Consider the following 23,581-nt stretch of genomic DNA (forward strand, 5'->3'; position numbering starts at 1 on the left):
GGAGGGGATAATTGATGTTGTTGGTTATTCTTAATAAATATAATCTTAAAATAATTGAGGTTAAAGTATCTTTTTTACTTGTTTTTCTGATTCTAGATCCGTTTTTTCTGTTATAAATTGGCATAGTGTCGTTGAGGTTCTCGATTCTAAAGCTAATGAGTTTCGCCTAGCATACTTGTTTGCTGATGAATCTTTACTGCAATGCTTCAGGAGATAATTTTAGGTGCTAAAAGCGCCAATATAAGTGATTTATAGGTGTTCTTTACCATTGATAAAGCGTTATTTTTTATCAAAATTAGAGAGATAATGGGCTGAGTTTGTACTGTTACTTTATAGTGATGATAGCCGTTTTTACTTTATATAGACGATAGCTGATGGCTAAAATGATGCAGATCCCAGCGGGAATACTGAGCGCGTAGAATTGAAAATGGTGAAATAGCACCGCGCCTATTGTGCCACCACAGATAAAGCCTGTGATGATAAGTAAAAACAGTACCGCTTTGCGTTTATCAAAAATTTCCCCTTTGAACCAACCTCCTAACATGATCCCAAGATCTGTAAATATCCCCGTGACATGTGTTGTTCTGACAATCGCGCCACTATAGGTTGTCGCCAACGCATTTTGCAATCCACAGGCCGCAGATGCCAGATAGTGGCCAAAATAGGTCCCCCCTTGCAGAAAATAAATAGCAAAAAGAAGCAGTGAGGCTTCGATAATAAGCAAGGTATCGTAATGGCGGCCAAGTTTAACTGAGCTCCCAGATAGCAGTGCACCCGATAATGTGGCGCCCAGCATAAAACTGACAAGGAGCCCAATAAGATGAAACAACATTTTAGGTGATGAGTTCAGTAACTGGGTGCCAACTAAAGTGGCGGTGCCAGATAGGTGAGATACCGATTGATGCTCAAACCCCATCAATCCAATCGCATTGATACAGCCTGCTGTCAGCGCAAGAATAAAGGCGCCATATTCAACCCATTTGGGTAATTTTGATATCACATGAACTCCAGATTTGAGCGCGGTAAGTCGATGATTTATTTGCTGAGAGCGTAATGGCCAGTTTGTATAGCGTAGAGACTAATAGTGTTATGTCGCAATGTGTGAAGGTTGATTTAACCATCAAAGCGGCTTGTTTTCGCTGTGAGTATTTTACCGTCTATCAAAGGGCTCAACTGTTTAGTCGATCGCAAAACCGCAGTCATTCGTTACTAACTTATCGCTAGAACTAAGGCTGTGAATATTCACCTAACCCTAGTCCAATATCTGAATCGTTTATTACCTGTTTTATAGCGGGCAATTGCGCGTTAATAAATGCATATTCTCCGATAAGGTTAAGCGAGTGCGAATATTGACCAGTGTGAACTAAGCCACAGTTTGTTGTTGGGTGATTGCAATACCATACAGTTATTGGCGTAGGCCAATAACTAAGGCAGCGATGAAGAATGGCTGTTTCATCTATATCCGTTGATTAGGCTGATTTATGTCCAGACCCAAAAAATGTCGACACTTATCCTGTTGCGCACCCTATAGCCTGTTTAAACCTAATGGTGTTCCGTCCGTCGAACTCGAAAAAATTCAACTCGACGCCGATGAGTTTGAGGCGTTGAGTTTGGGCGATGTGAAGAAGATGAGCCAAATTGACGCCGCGGCATCGATGGGGATCTCACGGCAAACATTTGGTTATTTACTCGCTAGTGCGCGGCAAAAGGTGGCAAGGGCTATCACTCAAGGTCATGCGCTGGTGCTCCCTCAATCGGCCAACACCCAATAAGGAAGTTTTATGATTATTGCAATGCCAATGAGTCGAGGTCGACTCGCAGGCCACTTTACTAAAGCACAACGTATTGGCTTTTTTAATGAATATCATCATCTGGTGACGAGTTTTGACAACCCGGCATTGGCTGGTGGTTGTAGTGCAAAAAAAGCAATGCTGAATCTAATCAAAGAGCAAAAAGCCGATATTGTAATGGTGCAAAATATTGGCGAACGCATGCTGGGTAAATTACTCGATGCTGGAATAAGCGTGAGTCAAGGTGATAACACCTTAGGCATTGAGCAGCTATTAACAAGCTGTAGCGATGTGAGTCTTCGACTGCTTAATGCATCAGAGGGCAGAGCCTCGCTTAATCATCTAAAAAAAGACGGTTGCTGTGGCAGTACAGGCGGTGGGTGCGGCTGCAGTGGTGGTGCTGAGCCACAGCCTTTATTGAGTAAGGTGGCTCCAGATAGCGGAATAGAGAGTGCAACCCAGGGTGTAAAAGTGAGTTACGCTGGATTTAGACCGATAAACTAGCTTCACCTTCAAGTAATAGCGCTAGCTCTCTTTGTAGCAAGTGGAGGGTTTTGAACGCAAGGTACGAGTTTAATGACAAGGTCGTTATTAATGGTGGCATCAACGGTAGCTTTAACGCTACCGTTGATGTTTGTTGTTATTGTCACTTAATTTAATAAGCAAGGTTTTCAACTGCCCCTAATACGTTGGCGGAGCATTTGGATTAAGGTGGGGGCGATAGACGCTAGGATCATGCTGGCCATCAATAAATACTGATGTGGAGTAAATGACTCTCCTAACAAAACCATGCCACTCACAATGCCTGCTACCGGGTTGGCGATGCCGCCAAAGGTAAAGTCGACTACCGTCATACGCTGTAATAACCATACATACATGATGTAACCCAGCACGGTATTAAGCAGAATTATCCAGCCCAATCCAAAGCCGTTAGTCATACTAAACTGCTGAATGACACTGACATATTGCTCAGGTGAAAACAGTGCATGAATGAACGCTGCAACTAACAGTAACAGCCCACCAATAATCAACTGCCAAGTTAATACCGTCCACCAATGAATGCGTGTCCCGAGTGCTTTAATAATGGTGCTGCCAACTACAATGCAGCTAATAGCGGCAAACATAGCCAGTAATCCGAGCGGATTTAACGTGATAGCACTGGGGTCAAATAGCTTCCAAGCCAAGATGATTAACACCGCGCCAAATACAGCCTGCAGTGAATTAGGGCGTTTTTTACTTATCACCCAATGAAAAAGCATCGCAAAAACAGGCACCGAAATCATGCCTACGCCCGAAATCGCCGAGGGTAACGTGAGCGCCATAATAAAAATCAAACTAAAGAATGCGGCAATGTTGATGGCGCCTAACTTAATCAGTACAGACCAATCCGCTTTCTTGGGCAGGCTAGGCTTAAGGGCTAGTAAGATCAGTCCTGCTGGCAAAGCACGAATGGCACCGAGCAATAAAGGGGGCCAGTCAGGCAGCGTAAACTGCGTCATGGCATAAGTCGTCCCCCAAAAAAAGGCGGGGATCATGGCTAGAAAAATATTCATATACTACCTTAGAGTTAAGTATCTTCACGTAAAGATATAAGCTGATTGTGAACCTCTAATTTATTTTTGTAAAGTATCTTCTTATAAAGTATCTTTGCGTTAAGTTTAATTTAGCCGTTTAACAAACAGAGTATGGTGTGAAATGGATGATATCGATAAAGTCGTCGCACAATGGGGCGAAGAAAAGCCACACTTGCAAACGCTACCGATGGAAATTTTTGGACGCATAATGCGTTTGCAAAAGCATATTGAAGCAGAAATCGCAGCTTGTCATAAACAATATGGGCTAACATTGGGGGAGTTTGATGTGCTCGCGACACTGCGTCGCTCTGGCGAACCTTTTAACTTGACCCCGTCAGCCTTGTTGTCGTCGATGATGTTGACCTCTGGCGCGATGACAAATCGTTTAGATAAGCTTGAATCTAAGGGTTTTATTGAACGGGTGCACAGCACTGAAGATCGCCGTAGTGTTTCTGTTGGTTTGACCGAAAAAGGCTTTGCTATTATTGATGAAGCGATTGAAGAGCATGTGCGTATTCAGCATCAGTTAGTTCAGCAGTTATCAGATGCAGAAAAGCCGGAATTAAATCAACTGCTCAAAACGTGGTTAGCCGCTTTTGAAGGCGGTCAGTAGTAGAAAACCCCCTCTCTTTTAAAAGAGGGGATAATGGTTGTAGATGATGTGATAAATCATCTTTGGGGCCTAAGGCGACGTTAAGTAAACCATAACCTTGCTAGCTAGCCGTTAAACCAGATTTAACACCCAACCTAGAATGGTAAATGACACCAGTAGCAGTACAAATAAAAGTGCCAATAAACGCCATTGCATTACTTGCTTTAACATCACAAATTCTGGGAAGCTAACAGCAACAGTACTCATGCAAAATGCCAGTGTCGTTCCTAATGGCACGCCTTGTAGCAACAAGCTTTCTAATACGGGTATTACGCCAGTCGCATTGGCATACAGTGGGATCCCCATTAATACTGCAAGCGGAACAGACCACCATTGGCCATCACCTAAATTGGCTTCTAACCAGCCTGCTGGGACAAACCCATGCAGCGCCGCGCCTATGCCTACACCGATAATGACCCATTTCCATACTCGTCCAAATATCTCAACCGTTTCAGACTTAGCAAACTGATGTCGCTGTTGCCAGCCCATCGTGCTAGCAGCTTGGGTCGATGATTGGCCTGGTGGTATTGCTGTTGCGGTCGATAGTTGGCCTCTAGCATAGGCTTTAGCGGCTAAGGGTTGTAACCATCGCTCGGCTTTTAATAAGTCGAGTAGCGCGCCACCCAATATCCCTATGGTTATGCCCGTTAAGACGTATAACAGCGTGACTTTTAACCCTAATAAGCTGAACAGTAATAGAATCGCAACTTCATTAATCAAAGGGGAGGTGAGCAAAAAGGCCATGGTAATACCGATGGGGATGCCCGCGGAGGTGAAGCCTAAAAACACCGGAATACTTGAACAGGAGCAAAAGGGGGTAATTGCGCCAAATCCAGATCCTAAACCATAACCGACCAGTTTGGGTTTACCTGATAAATAGTCACGTACTCGTTCAACATTAAGTGACGCTCGTAACCAGCCAATGGCATAGATCATCACAATCAGCAGGGCAAATATCTTGGTGGTGTCTTCAACAAAAAAATGTACCGCTTGGCCAAGTTGGTTTTGGCTGGATAAGCCTAATAAATCATAAACCAGCCAATCGGCAAGTACTGAAAACCAAATCAACATTGGTTTACCTCGCTAAAGGGGTTAGAGAAAGTTAGCAATCGTCGTTAGCTGTCACTAGCGCTCTCTTGCTAGCCCACTGATGACTATTTACCGATGACGAGCTATAGATAAATAGTGACAGACGCTTATTGAGTGTTGTTAGCTTGATGTAATAACAGCTCAATTTCAGCATGGGAAGGCACGTTCCCCGCGCTCATTACCACGCCATTAATGACAATAGCGGGTGTCGACATGACACCATAATCTAGAATGGTTGTCATATCGGTGACCTTTTCAAGTTCAAAGTCTAGCGCTAATCCCTTGGCAACTTGCTCTACATCGGCGGCTAAGTTGGTGCACTTTTTACAACCACTTCCTAATATTTCAATTTTCATATTGTTGTCCCATTTTTAATTAATGTACGTAGATTATTGCGATTAACACTTAGCAAAGTGTGTACTGTTTAAGAGGGCTTAAGCAATGCGGCTTGGGCTTTGGCATTCTTTTCCAATACCGCCTCAACACAGCCAAACATTTTTAATAGGCAAGGGGTTTCAAGGCGATAGAAGATCTTTTTTCCATCGCGGCGGCTACTGATAATTCCCGCCTGTTTTAATACCGATAAATGTTTAGATACCGTTGAAATATCGGCGTTAACACCATCTGTGAGATCGCAAACGCAATGCTCTTGTTGCTGTAATTGTTCTAACAGCCATAGACGTGTTGGATGCGCCAGCGCTTTGAGCACTGCTGCACGAGCAGTTAGTCGCAGTTGTTCCTGTTCTGTCATACCAATGTCCTTCGTGGGTAACCCGATAGGCGTTCAATACTTTATCATTTGGCAAAGTGACCAAGTGTTATGGTGCAAGTATAGCGTAAAAATTTTATTGATTATCGTGACCGAGGGAACAGTTCTAGTAAGTTTGCAAACAAGAGGATAAGTCTAATAGGTTGTTAATGGCTGTTAGGGAACAATGGATTGTGACGGAGATTAACAGTGAGCTTTTGAAGATAAATATCGAGGGCGGTGACTTGTTTGGAGGTGTGGGGAAGGAGAGTTGATTAACTCTCTTCCCACAAAAATCTTTTTTGTTACTGTTGTAACTGAGCTTTTGCTGCTTCAACTTTTGAAAAATCTAATCCAAGTTCGGTGACAGCTTCTTTAATTAGGCCTGGCGCTTGCATTACTAAGCCCATCATCTGTTGCAGCTTTTCTGCTGGAATACCTAACTGGCCAACGGTCGCCATCGCCATCATTGGATTTTCAGTCAGTGTTTGGAACAGCTCACTGATTTGTGCGTCACTGATATTGTGTTCTTTTAAGATAGCAAGAATCGGATTCATTGAACTGCCTTCATATGCAAATTAAGTAAAATAGAGGGGGGATTCTATCACTCATGACAGCTAATTCGACGCTTTGGTAAAATAAAATTATCTGATGTTGAACCGTATCGAAGAGGAGTAATACCAATTACCTTAAGTATTTGACCAATTCAGAGTGCCTCAGACTTTTCCACTCAAGGTGCATTGGTGAAAAAAGTGTTATTCCCTTTTAAGCCTAGGCACATTTTTGCAGACACGGTATTCAGTTAGATTAAGGCGCTTTAGGGCGTTGTAAATCGAAGCGGTTTGCTTCGGTGATGCTGTAGTAAGCAGTGGGGCCACCAGCGCGTAATATTGGCTCGGCATCTGAGGTTAGGTATTCACCCTGGGCGCTAAGTAGGTGTTTGGCAATATGCACGGCAACCACTTCCCCTAAGACTAACCAGCTATCAATTTTATCACCATTAGCGCCTTGTAGTTGAATGAGCTGCGAGAGCTTACATTCAAAATTGACTGGGCTTTCAACTACGCGATCGGCAGCTACAATCGTTCCTGGTGTTGCAGTGAGCCCAGAAAAATTGAATTCATCTTCGGAGTTAGGTAAAACGACTGAGCTTTGATTCATTTTCTCGGCAAGCTCTCTGGTGGCTAAATTCCAGATAAACTCTTTGGTCTCAGCTATATTGGCGACACTGTCTTTCCAACCGATGCTGGCAAAACCAATAATGGGTGGGCGATAGTTAAAGCAGTTAAAAAAGCTGTAGGGAGCAAGATTGCGCTGCCCTTGAGCGTTCCTCGATGAGATCCAACCAATGGGCCGCGGACCTATAATTGCACTTAACGGATCGTGGGGCAGTCCATGGCCTTTACTGGGTTCGTAAAAGTAGCGGTTATCATCGTTCATCGTTATCTTTCCGTGATGGCTGTCAGTGATGGTTCAACGTCTCAACTTCTCGCGGTATTGTCAACCAGCCAGTACTGGCCCATTACTGATACTCATAAGGATGCGAATATTGACTGAAAATTTAAGGTTGAATCAATCACGTAATTTGTAGCGACTCTTTTTTGCACGCAAAAAAAACGTCTAAAAAGACGTTTTTTTCGTTATTGGATAACCTATTCAGCTTGGCATTTTAGCTCGGGCAAAGCCCTTGTTTCATCACTGTCTGGCAGTTTAATGGAGCAAACGTCAGCTTGGATCATCAGCTGCACCATTTGTGGCATCTCATCGTTTCTGCCCATAATTAATTGGCCACTAGGGTCTTTATGGGGCGCACGTTCAATGGCCAGCAAACTGCTTTGAGTAAATGCTGTTTGGCCTATTTGTATCTTGTTAGCCTTGAGTAAACTGGCAATGGCTTGCTCGAGCAGGCGAGTGTTATTGGCAGTCGATGATACTAATACGGCAGGTACCGCTTTAGTGTCATTTTCAGCAAAAGCACCGCAGCCACCTAGGCCGATCACGCCCATTGTAAGCACGGTGCCAAACACTCGCCGTAGCATTATAAAGCTCCTTTCATATCGATAATGATACGGTTGTTTTGCAAGAACGACTGGTTACGCTCATCTTTTAGCATAAAGCCTTCATCGATAAATTCATTGACGGCTTGAGAGCGAGCAACGCCAGCGGCAACTGCTGGGCAGCGCTCGTTATCTCGATAATAAAGCGCAGCACTTAATAGGCGTTCATCCGTATCACCCAGTGCATGCCCTAAATCATCATCAAGCATACAACCTTGAACCTCACTGGCGAGTGTTGGGCTAGTCGAAGGCACAAAGCCGTCAGAGTATTCACCAAACCCCTTGTCATTCACGCCTTTAAACTGAATCGTAAAGTAGGTGGTGCCACAGTTAGGTGTTGGATAAAAACCGTAGGGTTTACCACAGGTTGTGCCGCCTAATTGAATGACTTCGATATCGACACCGCGTAAACCGTTCATTAACGCTTCACTAGCAGAGCAAGTACTTGAGGTCGTAAGCACATACACTCGTTTAAGATCGAGTGTTGGAAGTGTGGAACCGCCAGTGAGTAATGCAGTATTAAACCCCAGTGTTTCGTCTATAAAGGGCATGGGCGATAAGGCCTGATTGTTCACTGGGTTGGTATTTGGATATTTGTCATTGAAGCTGGTTTCTTCAAAGGTGCGGTTGGTGGTGGCATCTTTACCGGCAATCATGTAGCCGAGTTGGCTCGCCATCGCGAGTAATCCCCCGCCGTTATACCTAAGGTCGATGACCAGATCGTTAATACCTGCTTGGCTCAATGTGGTCACAGCATCAAATAGCCCGCGTTCAGCGGTGGCAATATGCGCATTAAACTGCAGATAACCCACTTTACCGCTAGTGGTTTGAATAGTTTTAGTATTTTTCACCGGGGTCGAGACTATTGTTTGTGCGGTTAACATTACCGTTCGATCGGTTGCAGCGTCAAGATCGCGCACGGTAAAGACAGTTTGCTTACCATTTTGGCTTGGAAATAGGCCAGCATTGATGATGTCGATACTGGCGCTATCGGCGGCATCTCTGACACTCACGCCATCAATTTCTACAATAACGGTACCGCGAGAGACATTAGCAGCACTGGCGGGAGAGTCAGGCTCATTATAAGTCACCGTCACTTTACGGGCACCGCTTTGGGAAGCGTTAGTGAGTTTAAAATTGAGACCGTAGCCTACTGAAGCACCAGATTGATTCAGATCCTCCCATTCAGCGGTAGACATTGAAAAGTGGAAGTTATCTTTGTCATTACCCGAATCTGACTGCTCCTCTGTTATCAAAAGCTTAAAATACTCTGCAACTGAATAAGGAGCGGGATCACGATCGATAATCTCGCTATACCAAAGGTAAGTATCGTTGCTCCACGAACGTAACCAAAGCTTTTCAGTCTCTGCGCTACCGGTTTGATTGGCTCTGCATTGGTTAACTAAACTAGAGTCACTAGCAAACTGACCTTGCACCCAAGTTTCGCTAGAGTCTCCCCCACCACAAGCGGATAAGCCAAGTGTAGTGACGATAACTAGCAGCAGTAATTTTGTTGAACCCAACATCATAAATAATCCTTTGGTTTTGCTAATATGTTTTAACAAACAGGAATGCAATTAGTAGAGGTTGCAACTTTATTACAAATGAAACAATTTGTAATGTAAATTCGCAATAATGTAAGCCTTAATGTTGGGGTTTGATGGTTGATCTTGCCAATGCCTGATCAGCCCCCCTTAGTGTGGGGCTATGATTACAAGCAAATTGTACTTTCATCCTGTGCTACCTTAGATAAAGACGTATTATTAATTGTTTGCCCACTATCATCATTGGCCATAACAGCTATACCGCGATGCTTGTTGTCGCAACCTGCTTAATAGCAGTTGGGCCTAGTCTTTATTATTACTGCTAACAGATAAGGCAATCTATGGAATATCCCTCATTATCGAGCAATATCACCCAGCTTATAGGTCATACCGATCTGCTGCGGATCGACAGCTTATCTACGCTGAGTGGCTGTGAAATTTTAATTAAATGTGAGCAACAAAATCCAGGTGGTTCGATTAAAGATCGTGCTGCACTGCAGTTGGTTACCGATGCCATTGAAAATGGCAAGCTAAAGCCGGGCATGACGATTGTTGAAGGTACAGCGGGTAACACGGGTATTGGTTTAGCGTTGGTGGCTAAAGCACTGGGGTTCAACATGTTGGCGGTGATGCCGCGAGGCCAAGCGTCAGAAAAAGAGCAGATGATCACTCTACACGGTGCCAAACTGATGTTGGTTGATGCTTGCCCATTTGCCAACCCCGATCATTTTTACCATACGGCAAAGCGTTTGGCGGAGGCTAATGATGATTATTGGTGGGCCGATCAATTTGAGAATACCAGCAACAGCAAAGCGCATTATCAGCACACTGGGCCGGAGATCTGGCAGCAAACCAATGGCAATATCGATGCGCTAGTGTCGGTGGCGGGCACTGGCGGCACAATTGCGGGTAACTCTCGTTATTTATCAGAACAAAATCCAGCGTTGCAAACATGGTTGGTTGATCCCGACGGTTCCGGCATATATGCCTACCTAAAATCAGGTGAGTATGTATCAAGCGGCAGTTCGTTTACCGAAGGGATAGGGATCATGCGCCTTGTTGAGAACTTTAAGCAGGCTAAAGTCGATAAAGCGATCACCTTGCCCGATCTCGACCTTATTGCCATCGCACGTCATGTTCAGCGTGAGGATGGCATTGTGCTCGGCAGCAGTGCTGCGCTGAATGTTGCAGGGGCACTCTACGCCGCGGCGAAAATGGGCAAGGGCAATACGATTGTGACTTTTTACTGTGACTTAGCAGAGCGTTCTTCGTCCAAGCTGTATAACGCAGAGTTTCTTAATAGCAAAGGCTTTAATCAACCGATTGAGTCGCTTGAAGAGATGTTTCAGCGATATAAAAACCAAGCTAGTGAGGCGGTGGTTAATGTCGCGCGTTAACTCGCTGAGAGCGATGTGCACTTTTGCTTTAAAGAAGTGCAAAATCGAGATAGAGGCTAGCAACACAAGGTATACTATGCGCTCTTTTTTGCGGCTTGCGAGTTGATATGATTATTTTTACCACTAACTTTGGCGATATTGAGATAGAGCTCGATTTCGACAAAGCCCCCGTTAGCGCTAAAAACTTCCTCAAATATTGTGAAGATGGTTTTTACCAAGGCACCATTTTTCATCGGGTGATTAAAGGTTTTATGGCACAAGGCGGTGGTTTTACTGCTGAAATGGAAGAAAAGCCAACCCGTGCTGCTATTGTCAATGAAGCCAATCGAGGCCTTAAAAACCTCAGAGGTACGCTTGCGATGGCACGTACTGATGCACCGCACTCTGCTACTGGTCAGTTTTTTATTAATTTAGGCGACAATGCATTTCTTGATTATACCGCGACGACTAATGCAGGCTGGGGTTATGCTGTGTTTGGTAAGGTAACGGCGGGAATGGATGTGGTCACTAAAATAGGTCGAGCTAAAACGGTTTCTCAAGCAGGTCATGACGACGTGCCTAAAGAGCAAATCATTATCGAAAAGGTCACTATTAAGGATTAATCACTCCCGCCTAAAACCACTTACTCATTAAAGCGCTAATATCAATAGCGCTTTTTTGATCGCGACATGATTAACGCCATCAGCTGTGCAAACATAACCCCTAAAAAGCTGCTTAGCAGCAGACTTATACCCGCTTGCTGCAAGCTCCAACTTGGCTCGTTGGTCGGTATCAACAGCATCAGCAGAAATATCGTAACCGCAAAAGCTTGTCCGATTTTTATGGAACAGTGATTTTTATTAGGTGTAGGAGGGTTGGCTTTCATTGCGGTTACTTTTTGATAGCTTCTTGCGAGCGAGCGTCTCTTAAGCGGTTGCTTCATCAACCACCATAGTGGTGCACTCAGTGTCAGTAGCAATAAGCTGGTGAAATTCCATAAACAGGGGATAACGCCACTGCATTCTGGGCAAACATAGCCAAACCAATGGCCGAATGCATTGCCATTACTCCATAACATGCCTGGATTCATCGCATGGCAATGTGGGCAGGGAACAACTTGTCTGGCTAATAATGGCTGCTTACTGTGTTTTTCAATGAGCGTGACCTTGGGAAGCCGTTGACCTAATACTAATTCGTTAATTGCCAATACGGGATTGATGGCCCAAAACAGTAGTAATGGGCTCGGCAGCTGCAGTATCTGATACTTGTTAGGGTCATATCGCATCTTAACTCCTGATCAATATAGGGCGTTTCGGCTTAGCTGTTCGCCTCGTTAGTTAGCATTACACACAAGCATTAATTCGGTTACGTCCATCGGCTTTGGCGCGATAAAGCGCGGTGTCTGCGGCGCATAGCAATGCAGTGCTGGTTCTAAATTGTCCATTAATTTCGCTAGCGTGTCCTTGGCTCACACTGACCGAAACAGATGCATCAAGACCGATATCCATGTAGCTTAAGTCGTTAATGTTCTTTTGAATCAGTCGTGCGGTTTGCGCTACCTGCCTAGCATTGCTATTGGGCAGAATAATGGCAAACTCTTCGCCACCATAGCGGGCAGCGGTGCAATCTAAATTCGGTAATGAGGCTTCAATTGCTCTGGCTATTTTCTGTAAACAGTAGTCACCTAATATATGGCCGTATTTATCGTTAAAAGACTTAAAGTGGTCAATATCGATAATCAAAACACTCACCGGGCGACCTTTATCGACACAGGTTTTCCAGTGGCTTTGTATTTCAGAATCAAACACACGACGATTGGCTAGCTTGGTTAAGCAGTCGGTGGATGCCCATTGGTGTAGCTGTTTATATTCGGCGCGATACTTAGTCAGATCTCTAATCACAATGGCAAACAGGGGCGTGCTTAATGCAAAATGTGTTATCGACACCTCGACATCTTTGCTGACATCGTTTGGTAACCGCAGCGTGGTCTCTGCTGGTGCGTGGTTTAGTGGGCGGCTACCGGTACGTGATTCGATAATCATTTTTTGGTAAAGGGTTTTTTGTGGCTCTAATAAATAGTTTTGCCACTGCTGGCCAATCAATGTTGGTGTTGTCATCGATTGATTAGTATTGAGCTGTTCACTACTGAGATCTTCGCCAATCAATAAGTCGAGAGCATGCTCGTTGATAAGTTGAATGGTGCCGTGTTCGTCGACGACGACTATGGCTTCCATAAGCAGATTAACCATCATCTTAAGGGGTTGCAGGTGGGTGCTTTGAAGCTGGCTGGCGACGGCTATCGGCTTAAAAGGTAATGTTTCACTGGTGGCAGCGTGCTCTGTAGGGCCATCGCTGATAGCGGTATTGGCGATAATCGCGGTCGGCTGCGACGCGACAGTCGCGCTGTTTTTGCTCGTCGCAATAGTCGTCGCCATCGAGAGCGCTGAGCTTACAGCTGCCTTAGAAACGGTATCCGTTGGAGTCGCCAACATAGCAAATATCCCTTTTAAATTATTAATTTAACGCTTAGCCCACGTCAATTGAGTTAATACTTTAGCTAAAGGGGAAATACTTTACCTTTCGGCAACCTTCCTAATTAAGTCATTGTTACTATGTGATTTTGTTCTTAATCTTGATGTTAAGGTGTCAACTTAAAGTGCTAGATTTGCTCGTGGCTATAGATAAAAGTATTAGTTTGTAGGCTATTAGCTTGAGTATTTAGGCTAGGTGCTAGGTGCTAGGTGCTAGGTGCAGCAGAGGAGTAGAACGGATCTGTTATGGGTCACTCGTTTATAGGGTCGACAGCTTACTGGAGACATTTCTTAGTACAGAAAAATATGGCTAGCCATTCGCTTGGTATGTTATTGATTGAGAATGGGTGACTTATCTATTTTCGTTAATTAATACGAAAAAGATGAGGCGAAACGGCCTCATCTTTTGGGGTTAACTATGGGTGTCTAGTTAATTACTACTAAGTTTGTCCACGACTAATAATTACTGGATCTGGGCTTAATAGCATTAGACTATTTTGGCTGTTTGATAACACGAAGCGAAAACTCGCCTTGCCAATGACCTTATCTAAATCGAGCAAGTTTATCTGCTGGCCATTATCTTGAACCCAGACATCATCAATTACTTTGCTGAATGGTTTTTCAAAAGTGGCGCCGACAAACTTCAATCCCTTATCGGTTTTATCGATTAGCTTGTATGTGATGGTTTGCTCTTGCTCAATGACACAATCACCAGTTACTGGTTTATTGTTTATGTCGGTGTAATTGAATTCTGGCAGGTTGTTTGTCAAGGTTACTATCAGGTTAAACTCTACGATGTTGGATATATCAGACATTTGATCTTCCTTTGATTTAGTGGGGGGATTTGTTATTCAAAAGCAAATTTCTACTTATTGAACCTAATGATGTGCTCATCAAAAATTATCAATTTCAATACCATTATCTTTTAGTCTGCTAACTAATTCTGATTGACTGTCTAATTCATCAAGGCAGGCTAAAGCCTTTGCGTAGACGATAGCAAATCTAGGGCTTTGGTTAATTTTTACGATATTTTTCAATCGTTGTTTTACCTGATGGCATTTCTGCATATTCATGGAAGGGGTGTTCGTATTTTTAGCTATCTTAACTTGCAACAGTTCACTGGCGGATAACTTATTAAGGTAAAGTCTATTCTTTGGTTGCCTTTCCACAATAATCCCAAAAAAGTGCGTCGATTTTGCGGCGTGTAATGCGCTTTGTTTATAGTCCTTATCTTTAAGGTAAAAAGTCGCTGCAGCAAAATGATACTTAGCCCAAACAATGTCAACTTGTGTTGATTTTCGAAGTGACTGATCAGCTTTGAGCATTGCAGCAATTTGTATCGGTCGATACTCTTTAGGGAAGTTTTTTGTGTTTTCGACAAATATGAGCATAATAAAAAAAGTGTTATATTGCTGTACACGCCAGAGTTCATTTTTAGGGTCATGTTTTAAAGCTTCTGTTATAGCTTGGTAGCTCAATTGAGCCTGATTGAAAGCTTCTTTATGACGGCCAAGATAATGAAATAAAGTTGCAAGTAAGTGATTATTTGCTGCTAACCTTTCTAAGGTATAAGGGTCATTAATGTTGCTAGTGTTTAATTGCTGTTGAATTTGTTGATATATTTTAATGGCAGTATGAATATCACCCTGTGCCAGCACTGCACGGGCTAACCATGAGCGAGTATTTGCGACATCAGCCATGAGTTGAGAGTTTGTCGTATCTTTAGCTAGCGCTTGTAGATTTAACTCCAGCGAGGCCTCAAACCCCCTACGTGCACTTACAAAGTCCTGTTGCTCCATCGACACAGACCCCAAAGTACTCTGCGCATAAGACAACTCCATCAGCGCATCATTATCCTCTGGCGCAATATCAAACATGGTCTGGCTGTAGGCGAGGTACTTTTCAAACCACACTCTTGCCGCATCCCAATCGCTTTTATCGTAATCGAGCTGACCTATCCAAAAAGCATTAGCGCCTAAGGTTTTAAGCAACTCTAAATTTTGTGGCTGGGCAGTTAATAACGCAGTTAACTTGCTGCGAGCGGCATGAAAGGCGGTGCTGGCCTCGTCGAGCTTGTTGCGCGAATAGGCGACTTCGCCCATGGCCTCAAGGGTTTGTGCGTGTTGGAAGTTAGCGTCAAAGCCTAGGTTGTTATCGATATTGAGCTTGGCGTCAGTAAAGTACTCCAGCGCCTTATTACTAATACCATTGAGCAGGTCCATGCGGCCAATGCCGCGCATCTTGTCGGCGAAATCACCCACCATAAAGCCGAGTAGGTTTTCTGCCGCTAAACGCTTTTGCTGCGCCATTTTTTCCGCTTCGGTGCTCTTGTAACTCATCACTATGGATACGACTGACAGCACGCACAGCGCTGCAATGGTGAAATGACGACGCCAGCGTTTGCTGCGTTGTTGTTTGGCGGAAGCGGCAATCAACGCTCGCTCCTGGGGTTCAATGGTAAACAAGGGATTATCTTGCAGGGCTAATGCCTCATTGAGAGGTTTGCCGTCGGCGAGCAGGTAGGCGCTATTTTTGTGCTCTTTGCGCCAGCGCTTGGCAAGATGATATAAGCGGCTTTTTATCTGCAAGCTAGTATTGTGCTCATCAATCCAGCTCGTGGCGCGCGGCCAACGCCTTAATAGTGCTTCGTGGGCAATGCTAAAGCAGGGCTCACCATTTTGCAGGTGTGAGACAAACAGCCGACTGTCGACCATGGCTTGCACTAAGGCATTTTCGGACTCGGATTCTGATTTTGATTTAGCGAGCAGTTGTGACCAGCGCGCGGTGCGGCTGGTAATGGACACTTCATCTTCTCTTAGGGTCACCAGCAAGGACAACACATGCGGCAGGCAGTTTTTTTGCTTTTCAGTTAAGCCATTAATGGCATCTTCGGCATTTTTACCTATGGCGCCCTCGATGCCGCCGAGCTCTTGATACACAGTGACTTGCAACTGATCGTCGCTGCTGCGCCTTAGGTATAAGGCTTGCAACATATATTGCAGCATTGGCAGTGCGTCAGGGTTGCTGGCAGCTTCGCTACAAAGCATTTCGTCTAGCGGCATGGCGCTATCGGGATCGATGTCCCACGTTAAGTTGGCTGCGATAGCGGGCAGACGGATCATCTGTAACAGTTCACTGCGAGAGGGCGGTGCTAAGTCAAAATGGGCGCCGCGACTTTTACCCGCCATTAATGTGGGGTAGTTCACCAGCAAGGGGTAAAACTCATTACGACAAGCACTTAAGATAAGCACAGTGCCTGAGGTGGCTAAGTGCTCAATAAGCTCGACAAAGATATGCCGCTCTTCATCTTTAAACAGCGGTGATGAGAGTAATATTTCAAGTCGATCGATGAATAGCGCGAAATGGGTATAGTTATTTGTTTGCGTTTTTAGCGCTTGCTGGCATAGCTTTATGACGGCATTGGGCTCATCAATCAATGTGGTTGCAAGTGTGTCTGCACTATAACCGTCAAACACGGGCAGATCGTTTAACTCCCAGTCGAGCATGGCGCTGGCGAGCTCAATAAACAGCTGCGAACTGCTTACATCAGCAAAATCAAGACCACTATAGGAAGCGACTTTAACGCTGTTGTAACCGGCGGTGGTCATTAAGTTAGGCATAATGCCTGCATTAATGAGTGATGACTTACCACTGCCGCTGGGGCCTAAGGTTAGGCAGAAGGCTCTGCCGTACTTAATTTGCTGGCTTATTCTATCCAGCAACACGCTGATCTGTTTACCTCGACCAAAGAATACGTCGGCATAGTTGGCGCTATAGGCTTGTAAACCAGGAAAGGGAGAACCACTTTGCCAGCTTTGGTGAGCGGCTACCTCTTCTTGGCCAATGGGAAAGCGTACTTCGGCTAAGGTGCGATAACCCCGTTTACGAATGGTTTCAATGAATATGGGGGAGGTGGCGCTGTCGCCGAGAGCGCGGCGTATTTGATTAATGATTTTGTGCAGTGGATTGTCACCCACATCGGTGTTGGGCCAACAATGATTGACGATGTCATCGCTACTCAATACTTCACCTGCGCGTAGGCAAAGTAGTTTTAGCACATCCATGGCTTTTGGCTCTAGCTGCTTGACCTGCTTACCCGCGCGTAAGCTGTTTGCATTGGGGTCAACTTGCCATTCACCAAAGAAAAAAGTGTGATCACTCATAGTTTCATTCCATTGAGTCCTGATAGGGTGATACCTATACCTAAACGACTTAGAACCGCTCCCACGTGAATGCTATTTATATCAGCGCCTGCATTTCCAAGTGGCTTGAGTATAGCAGCCTGACACTAGGTCATCGTTATTAGGTTTAGCCTGTATCTAGTCAAAAATAAATTAATAAATCAGGCGTTTAAAGTCTAAATCCTAAATGATTATGTCATCGTTTTGAATGTAATAGAAGTGTGTATCTTGTTATTTTTATGTTTATTTTGTGCGTTGTAGAGATGTTTCAACTTGGCTTTAAGGAGAGTCAATTTGATGCTTTAGTGAAATGATTAAGCCATTATATTTTTAATTTGGTTATACAATCGGCTTTATCAAGTCAGTCGAACTTTACTTTTGCAGAGAAATGGCTGATGTTTATAAAAGTGTAAAATCGATTTGTGGTCAATAGAGGGCGTTATGTCGGTAATAGCAATTGGTTTTTTGGTGCTGTTTTTTGGGATCGCTTTTATGGGGATGCCCGATCTTAATCGTACGCTTAAACTGCACGATAGAGAGCAGTGGAATGCTTTGTTAGGATCTCAAGGCACCTTTATGGCGTCTTTCGATCGGTTAACATTGTTTAGCTGGACCTTGAGTCGTCGGTTTGAGATCTCTGATAATATCGATATTCAGTACGCTGGCCACCAAGCTTTTAAGCAGGCGACTCGGGTTAAATACACCATGTTACTCGGCATATCTCTGATTATTATTGGTTTTATAGCCTCTTTTTTTGGATATTAGTTGGCAGAAGAAAAAAGCCGCAAGCTAAGTTACGTTGCAGCTTTGATGAGCATTTAGTCTACAGCAACCATAACATTGCTTGCTTTAATGATCGCGTAAGCCTCGCCACCCACAACTAGACCTAGTTGTTGACAAGACTTCTTAGTCACAACTGAAGTGATCTCAACGCCAGGCGCCAATTCAATAACAACTTCATTATTAACTGAACCTTCATCGATAGATTTAATTTTGCCACTTAGGGTATTACGTGCGCTGATTCTCATGGATTAATTCCTTTGGTATATGAAGGCTAAATTATACGTTGTAATGGCTTATCTCGATATTTTTAAAGCATAGGCGTTACAATTGTTTGAAGTAAATCGCAAATTGCTAATAAATTGCAATGTTATTTTTACTGATGTGACTTTACTTTTTAAGTGGCTGTTATTAATCGACTAAAAATGTAGCGTAATTGTTTTGCGTTGTATTAGGTTAGCAAGTTTATTTGATTTCCCACGGCAGCTATTCCCTTTGTTATTGACGAGGCTGCTGCCTGCTTTTCCAAAATGTACTCTCTGGCCAGCGCTGCTCCTCACTATAAAAATAAGCTTTTTGAGCGAGATATTGGATGAAGTTATTACCGATATTATTGCGGTATTGGTTGATGGTCTGAGCGTTGTTATCTAACCAATCGACAATCGCATCGGCGGCATCGATACCATTTTTAAGTGCTTTGTAGATCCCTTGTGAACTAATAGGGTCATAGATTGAGGCGGCATCGCCGACGGTTAACCAGTGTTCTGCTGCGGGGGGATTCATTATGGCCGATTGAGCCACCCACGTATGCAAACTGCTTGGGGTTGATTGACTTATAATCGGCTGAATATGTTGCGTGAGCTGCATGGCTTGTTGCCAAGAACGGGGGTCTTTTAGGTGTTTGTCTTTCACGGTTTGAGGATCGGTTGCGACGGTTACTATTACCTTGTTATTGGGCAAGTGAGCTAAATACCACCAGCCATAATCGACGGCTTCAAGCAGTGTCATTTGGCGATAACTGTTTGCAGATATAACGTCGTTAGAGTCAAAGTATGCGCTGACGGCCACCAGTTGATCTTCAATTTTTGCTTTAGCATTAAACTGGCGTGCCACTTTGGCGCTGCGACCTGTAGCGTCGACAATAAAGCGACACCTTAGCTGAGCATTGTTACGCAGCAGGACTTTGATCGGGTAGGCATGTTGCTCACGTACAAGGCTGGCAAAATGGGTGTTTTTTAACAGTGCGCCTCCTCTTTTTTCCACCTGTAACGCTAAAAATTTATCGAAAGCGCACCGGTTTAAATGCCATCCATGCCCTTGCGGATTAAAGAGATAGTCGTTAAAGCCTAATTGATCACTGCCCCAGCTTGAATAACTGCCTAAGCAGGGAGCGTGTTTTTGTGCTGTAAACGCGTCCCAGATCCCTAGTTTTTCTAACAGTTCACGGCTATCGGGTGGAATGCTCTCGCCGATACGAGGCGCTGTGTAATCACTGGCCTCGATGACGAGCGTATTTTTAACCCCTAGATTGTGCAAAGCAATTGCTGTTGCACAACCCGCGGGCCCCCCTCCGACGATGATGACGTCATAGAGTGGTTTCATCGATTATCCCTTTTTATTGATGGCAGTTTCGTTCCCAGCCAGCATGGGCCAGGGTGTGGGTTCTTTTAGGTTTGGCGTAGCCCCGGTGAGCTTACTTTCAACTTCTAGGTAAACGTTGTCGGGGTAGCTGTTGCCATCGTTAATAGTGGTGGCTTGCACTATTACGCCGATGTCACTCCACTTTTCGAGCATCTGGCGATAATCCCAGAAGCGTCCCGCATTGGCGAGATTGCCGCTATCATCAGGACTATTTTCGCCAGGCACTGTGCCTTGACCTCTGACAGAGTAGCGCTGTGGTGGTAAACCATGGCGGTCTTTCTCTATCTGCAGGTTTTGATAATCTTCGGCGGTGTAAACCGTGACGGGTCGCTGCGCCGGCCATGACCAATACAGGGTTTGCGAGTCTTGAGTATTGGGTGATGATTGATGAATGGCGCAGGAGTTATAGTCTGCATGCCAAGGCAGTGCCATAAACTTGGTGGCATCGCCTGGCTCTAGTCCTAAATACTCGACTTCTTCATGACGCGGGATCCACCCAAGTGTTAGTAAAGGGGTGCCATAGCTGAGTTTTTGGTTGATCACGCCAGCGTAATTGAGCGCTTTATGATGGATCCTAAACGGACCTGCGCCTTGCTGCCAGTCAGTGACATACAGGCTCGGCTCTCGAATGATCCAAGTCATGTCAATGCCAGGGCTAAAACGGCCGCCTAAGCAGTTTTGCAGCGTGGCGCGATCAAGGTATTCACCTTGGCCTAGTGGGTTGTCGTTTACCTTTTTATATTGATGATTCGACCAGCAGTGTAAGAAGTGATACTGAGTGACCGTTGGGCTTAAAAACGGTTTTCCTCCTGCTGGGCTTGAATCGCCTAAGGAGAGCGGCATCAGTGGTGCACCGACATCAATCGATTGCGAGCGCCAGCTCGCTTGCTTACCATCATTTGGCTGACGGATATAAGCGAGTCCCGCTAAGATGGTTTCGTCTGGATTATCATCGGCAGTTATGCTGTCCACGCTATTGTGGGCATCAATGGCAAAGCCGGGTAGGTAGGCATTCCATAGCTGCTGGGCGGTGGCTCTAAAAAGCGGTTTAATATGATCATCAAAGGCGGGTTTACAATCAGGGTTAAATTGTCCATCGCTAAATACCGTGGGCTCTAAATTGAGTTCACGTAAGAAGACGTCATACGCTTCGTCGAAAAGTGATACTACATTCAGGGTTTGCGGGGCATAGCTTGGATCTGTCACCACCACCCATCCGCCAAAGGCCGATTCTGTAGTGCCATCGTCAAATACCAAAGTGGCATCGACTGGGCCGTCAGAGGTGTCGTCAAACCATTGGTCGTTGTTTACCGGGTTATTGAGTGGCGGAATATTGCTAGCATCGAGTTGCCACGCATTACTCCGTCCATAGCCGCCAGCTACAATAAGGCGGCCGTCGCTGTCGGTTTCCATTTCGCCTAAACTTTCGATGCGCCCTTGAGGAGTAATTAGCTTGACTAGTTTCTGGGATTCCTCGGATAGATCGGATTTGTCGGGAAGCTCGAAGTGCATATAGGGAAACGACTGTGGATAATGCGGCAATGGCACTATTTCACCTTTTTGTTCAATGCTTGCGTGCTGTTCTGCGGTGAATTCTGCCTTGCTACACGGCCCCTTTATTGCTCGGGGGCCAGCATCAATAATGAGTTTTTTCAGTCGGCCAGTATTGTAAGGATCGAGTCCTTCACGGAGGTTTCTTAAGGTGGGGGTTTTACCGTTGTCGTACGCTACCGCGCCATGATCATCGTCATTGGCAAACCAGCTGCATTTCTTGTTGGCTAGATGCACACTCCAAACAATATCGACCACTTTCTTACCGTTAATCACGCTACCTATTTTTATCTCTTCGCCATTTTGGGCTGGGTACTGGTTAACATCTTTGGAGGGGTAAGCAAAAATACGAAAGCGCGCCGCCTGACGTTTAAATGCGCCGCAGTTGTCGCGAAACTCAGAGCTGTTGATAATGCTGTCTTCAGTGCCGGGGCGAATTGGCAAGCCGCCTGTCGTCGTATCGCCAGGTTTACCGGGCTGTGGCATCGCTGCAATAGATTCTGGCGCGAGGTAATACTCATTACTGTTACCTACACGGGCAATACCAATGGCAGGGTGAATTTTAAAAATTGACTGAGTCATGGTTATTGCTCCTGTTGATTTGATTGACTAGAGAAGGTCGGTGGCACACCGTTTTCCCAGCATGCGGCAATAGCGGCACCGACTTTGTACATAGTGGTACCAAATTCGGCTCCAGCACTTTGCTGTACTTGTTCGACCGTTATGCCGTTCTCTTTAGCCAACTGCTGTTGGTAGATGGGGTTAAATACGATGTTCATTAGCTGCAGGAAGTGGCCAAAATGGCTAATGAGGATTTGTTGGTTTTTACGCCCGCGCGGGCTGCCGAATGTCAGTGGAAAAGTCACTGGTAATGCTTGCTTACGTAAATAGGTAAACTTTTGAAAGTGATCCCAGTAGGGTTGAATATCATCGACTTGGTTTTGATATTCTGGCGCTAACAGCTTCTGTTGATAGTCTTCGTAGCGCTGATTAATGGGTTTATCGGCGTCGCAGCAATCATGGGGCCAATCTGCCCCTTCGCCTTGTTCGACAATCAAATCAATTAGTCCGTTGACTTGTACTAGCCCTTTGCCACCACTGTTGGTGACGGTGAGCGATATTACGTCTGGATAGGTAGAGGTAAAGTGGGCGACTTGGTTGTTGTCGGCGATGATACATTCACTGAGCATGGCGGCCCCTTCGCGGATTGCTTGATAGACTTCGCCTATCGAGCTGTACTCTGCTGCATTTGGACCTGACGGCGTGGTACTCGATTCACCAGGGCATTCAATAATGCACATAGTGTTAATACGCAGTGCATCCATCGGCCCAATTTCAGTGCTGTATGGGGTATATACATCGGTAGGTCGATTAGGGTTATTCTTAAAATCCAAGTGGGGGACTTTACCACCATAGTGCGGTGATCGAATCAGTAGATCACAGCCATAGGCGTTGGCAATATTGGCCGCACATTGCATGTGCAGCATCTCTTGATTGACGACTGAACGGACTATACGCCTTGCTTCAGATGCTTGGTCGATGACCGAGTACATTGCCGACATGTAATACGGAATGGTATAGAGTTCAACGTCGACAGCCCATTGTAGATGTTCTCTTAGGGCCTCAATAGTCCATGGGTTTTGGCTGGTTATCTTGTTGGGATGCACCATAGTTCGGCTTTTGAGTAGATCTTGCTGCGATCTCATCCCGAGAAATTGAGTAATACTCATAACGTTAGTCCTTTTTCGTTCGCGACATATTCTGCCGTTGTGACACCATAGGGAGTGGGGCATTTTTGACTGCCGATGAGTTGTAAAAATGGTGGCTGTTCAGTAATGCTTAACATTGAAAATGTATCAGTAGCGGATTGGATTGCCACCGGATTAGAGAGGGGGACTTCTGCCGCCGCCGCATAGGCGCTGGCCATTGCGGTGGCGGCGGAAATAAAGATGACAATTTGTTTTTTTAAATAGCCTTTTTTGATTGGGCTGCGTTGTGTTCTCTTAAAGTACATGACGATATGCTCCATATTGTGTCAGTTGACATCCGGTGTTAACTGGATTGCTT

General features: G+C 45.0%; 24 protein-coding genes. 6 read left to right on the forward strand and 18 right to left on the reverse strand.

All coding sequences use genetic code 11. From position 1 onward, the window contains the following. Window positions 1-325 precede the first annotated feature (325 nt). Window positions 326-1,000, reverse strand: coding sequence for a YoaK family protein (locus tag CXF86_RS11820; protein ID WP_101093502.1), 675 nt, complete (start codon window positions 998-1,000; stop codon window positions 326-328). Window positions 1,001-1,481: 481 nt separating this feature from the next. Between CXF86_RS11820 and CXF86_RS11825 the strand changes: the two genes are divergently transcribed. Together CXF86_RS11825 and CXF86_RS11830 are read left to right on the forward strand one after the other, a co-directional pair. After that, window positions 1,482-1,772 carry a DUF134 domain-containing protein gene (locus CXF86_RS11825; RefSeq protein ID WP_102039084.1) on the forward strand — a complete coding sequence of 97 codons (291 nt, stop codon included), beginning with the start codon at window positions 1,482-1,484 and terminating at the stop codon, window positions 1,770-1,772. 9 nt (window positions 1,773-1,781) lie between these two features. Then, a complete protein-coding gene (locus CXF86_RS11830) occupies window positions 1,782-2,294 on the forward strand; it encodes a NifB/NifX family molybdenum-iron cluster-binding protein (protein WP_102039085.1) in 513 nt (170 codons plus the stop codon). A gap of 167 nt (window positions 2,295-2,461) precedes the next feature. On the opposite strand, the gene CXF86_RS11835 is transcribed toward CXF86_RS11830, so the two are convergent. Further along, window positions 2,462-3,343, reverse strand: coding sequence for a DMT family transporter (locus CXF86_RS11835; RefSeq protein WP_102039086.1), 882 nt, complete (start codon window positions 3,341-3,343; stop codon window positions 2,462-2,464). Window positions 3,344-3,485: 142 nt separating this feature from the next. On the opposite strand from CXF86_RS11835, the gene CXF86_RS11840 reads away from it, so the two are divergent. After that, entirely contained in the window at window positions 3,486-3,977 is a 492-nt protein-coding gene (locus tag CXF86_RS11840) for a MarR family winged helix-turn-helix transcriptional regulator (protein WP_102039087.1), read from the forward strand. Between the two features lie 111 nt (window positions 3,978-4,088). Here the strand turns inward: CXF86_RS11840 and CXF86_RS11845 are convergent, their stop codons facing one another. The 7 genes from CXF86_RS11845 to CXF86_RS11875 all read right to left on the reverse strand — a co-directional run bounded on the left by CXF86_RS11845 (window position 4,089) and on the right by CXF86_RS11875 (window position 9,439). Next, on the reverse strand, window positions 4,089-5,087 hold the full coding sequence (locus tag CXF86_RS11845; protein ID WP_101093507.1) for a permease: 999 nt from the start codon (window positions 5,085-5,087) through the stop codon (window positions 4,089-4,091). 125 nt (window positions 5,088-5,212) lie between these two features. Then, window positions 5,213-5,461, reverse strand: a complete 249-nt coding sequence (locus CXF86_RS11850) for a thioredoxin family protein (protein ID WP_102039088.1) — start codon at window positions 5,459-5,461, stop codon at window positions 5,213-5,215. A 68-nt stretch (window positions 5,462-5,529) separates the two neighbouring features. After that, window positions 5,530-5,856 (reverse strand): ArsR/SmtB family transcription factor, encoded by a 327-nt coding sequence (locus CXF86_RS11855; RefSeq protein WP_102039089.1) that lies wholly within the window; start codon window positions 5,854-5,856, stop codon window positions 5,530-5,532. Between the two features lie 302 nt (window positions 5,857-6,158). Continuing rightward, entirely contained in the window at window positions 6,159-6,410 is a 252-nt protein-coding gene (locus CXF86_RS11860; protein ID WP_101093510.1) for a DUF2999 family protein, read from the reverse strand. A gap of 250 nt (window positions 6,411-6,660) precedes the next feature. Continuing rightward, window positions 6,661-7,293: a flavin reductase family protein gene (locus CXF86_RS11865; RefSeq protein WP_102039090.1), complete on the reverse strand. Its 633-nt coding sequence runs from the start codon at window positions 7,291-7,293 to the stop codon at window positions 6,661-6,663. A gap of 212 nt (window positions 7,294-7,505) precedes the next feature. After that, window positions 7,506-7,892: a hypothetical protein gene (locus CXF86_RS11870; RefSeq protein WP_232775166.1), complete on the reverse strand. Its 387-nt coding sequence runs from the start codon at window positions 7,890-7,892 to the stop codon at window positions 7,506-7,508. Beyond that, the gene (locus CXF86_RS11875; RefSeq protein ID WP_102039091.1) at window positions 7,892-9,439 is read right to left on the reverse strand and encodes a S41 family peptidase; all 1,548 of its coding nucleotides are present in this window, start codon (window positions 9,437-9,439) and stop codon (window positions 7,892-7,894) included. The genes CXF86_RS11870 and CXF86_RS11875 overlap by 1 nt, the downstream gene beginning before the upstream one ends. 356 nt (window positions 9,440-9,795) lie before the next feature. Between CXF86_RS11875 and CXF86_RS11880 the strand changes: the two genes are divergently transcribed. Next, a complete protein-coding gene (locus tag CXF86_RS11880; RefSeq protein WP_102039092.1) occupies window positions 9,796-10,851 on the forward strand; it encodes a cysteine synthase A in 1,056 nt (351 codons plus the stop codon). 107 nt (window positions 10,852-10,958) lie between these two features. Continuing rightward, window positions 10,959-11,453, forward strand: coding sequence for a peptidylprolyl isomerase (locus tag CXF86_RS11885; protein ID WP_101093514.1), 495 nt, complete (start codon window positions 10,959-10,961; stop codon window positions 11,451-11,453). Window positions 11,454-11,494: 41 nt separating this feature from the next. Here CXF86_RS11885 and CXF86_RS11890 read toward each other — a convergent pair whose 3' ends face one another. From CXF86_RS11890 to CXF86_RS11905, 4 genes are all read right to left on the reverse strand, one after another. Further along, window positions 11,495-12,115, reverse strand: a complete 621-nt coding sequence (locus CXF86_RS11890; RefSeq protein ID WP_102039093.1) for a hypothetical protein — start codon at window positions 12,113-12,115, stop codon at window positions 11,495-11,497. Between the two features lie 58 nt (window positions 12,116-12,173). Then, entirely contained in the window at window positions 12,174-13,322 is a 1,149-nt protein-coding gene (locus CXF86_RS11895) for a sensor domain-containing diguanylate cyclase (protein WP_101093516.1), read from the reverse strand. Window positions 13,323-13,801: 479 nt separating this feature from the next. After that, on the reverse strand, window positions 13,802-14,176 hold the full coding sequence (locus CXF86_RS11900) for a DP-EP family protein (RefSeq protein WP_102039094.1): 375 nt from the start codon (window positions 14,174-14,176) through the stop codon (window positions 13,802-13,804). A 78-nt stretch (window positions 14,177-14,254) separates the two neighbouring features. Then, entirely contained in the window at window positions 14,255-17,524 is a 3,270-nt protein-coding gene (locus CXF86_RS11905; RefSeq protein WP_102039095.1) for an nSTAND1 domain-containing NTPase, read from the reverse strand. Between the two features lie 459 nt (window positions 17,525-17,983). Between CXF86_RS11905 and CXF86_RS11910 the strand changes: the two genes are divergently transcribed. Further along, window positions 17,984-18,307, forward strand: a complete 324-nt coding sequence (locus CXF86_RS11910; protein WP_101093520.1) for a hypothetical protein — start codon at window positions 17,984-17,986, stop codon at window positions 18,305-18,307. A 53-nt stretch (window positions 18,308-18,360) separates the two neighbouring features. On the opposite strand, the gene CXF86_RS11915 is transcribed toward CXF86_RS11910, so the two are convergent. The 5 genes from CXF86_RS11915 to CXF86_RS22585 all read right to left on the reverse strand — a co-directional run bounded on the left by CXF86_RS11915 (window position 18,361) and on the right by CXF86_RS22585 (window position 23,543). Continuing rightward, window positions 18,361-18,570, reverse strand: a complete 210-nt coding sequence (locus CXF86_RS11915; RefSeq protein WP_101093521.1) for a TOBE domain-containing protein — start codon at window positions 18,568-18,570, stop codon at window positions 18,361-18,363. Window positions 18,571-18,820: 250 nt separating this feature from the next. Next, window positions 18,821-19,924 (reverse strand): FAD-dependent monooxygenase, encoded by a 1,104-nt coding sequence (locus CXF86_RS11920; RefSeq protein WP_102039096.1) that lies wholly within the window; start codon window positions 19,922-19,924, stop codon window positions 18,821-18,823. 3 nt (window positions 19,925-19,927) lie between these two features. Further along, the gene (locus CXF86_RS11925; RefSeq protein WP_219622734.1) at window positions 19,928-22,096 is read right to left on the reverse strand and encodes a LodA/GoxA family CTQ-dependent oxidase; all 2,169 of its coding nucleotides are present in this window, start codon (window positions 22,094-22,096) and stop codon (window positions 19,928-19,930) included. Between the two features lie 2 nt (window positions 22,097-22,098). Beyond that, window positions 22,099-23,244 (reverse strand): ferritin-like domain-containing protein, encoded by a 1,146-nt coding sequence (locus tag CXF86_RS11930; RefSeq protein WP_180961056.1) that lies wholly within the window; start codon window positions 23,242-23,244, stop codon window positions 22,099-22,101. Further along, window positions 23,241-23,543 (reverse strand): hypothetical protein, encoded by a 303-nt coding sequence (locus CXF86_RS22585; RefSeq protein WP_145992386.1) that lies wholly within the window; start codon window positions 23,541-23,543, stop codon window positions 23,241-23,243. Before CXF86_RS22585 ends, CXF86_RS11930 begins: the two co-directional genes overlap by 4 nt. Window positions 23,544-23,581: the final 38 nt, after the last annotated feature.

The sequence above is a fragment of the Shewanella sp. GutCb genome, from assembly GCF_002836135.1.
Classification (GTDB): domain Bacteria; phylum Pseudomonadota; class Gammaproteobacteria; order Enterobacterales; family Shewanellaceae; genus Shewanella.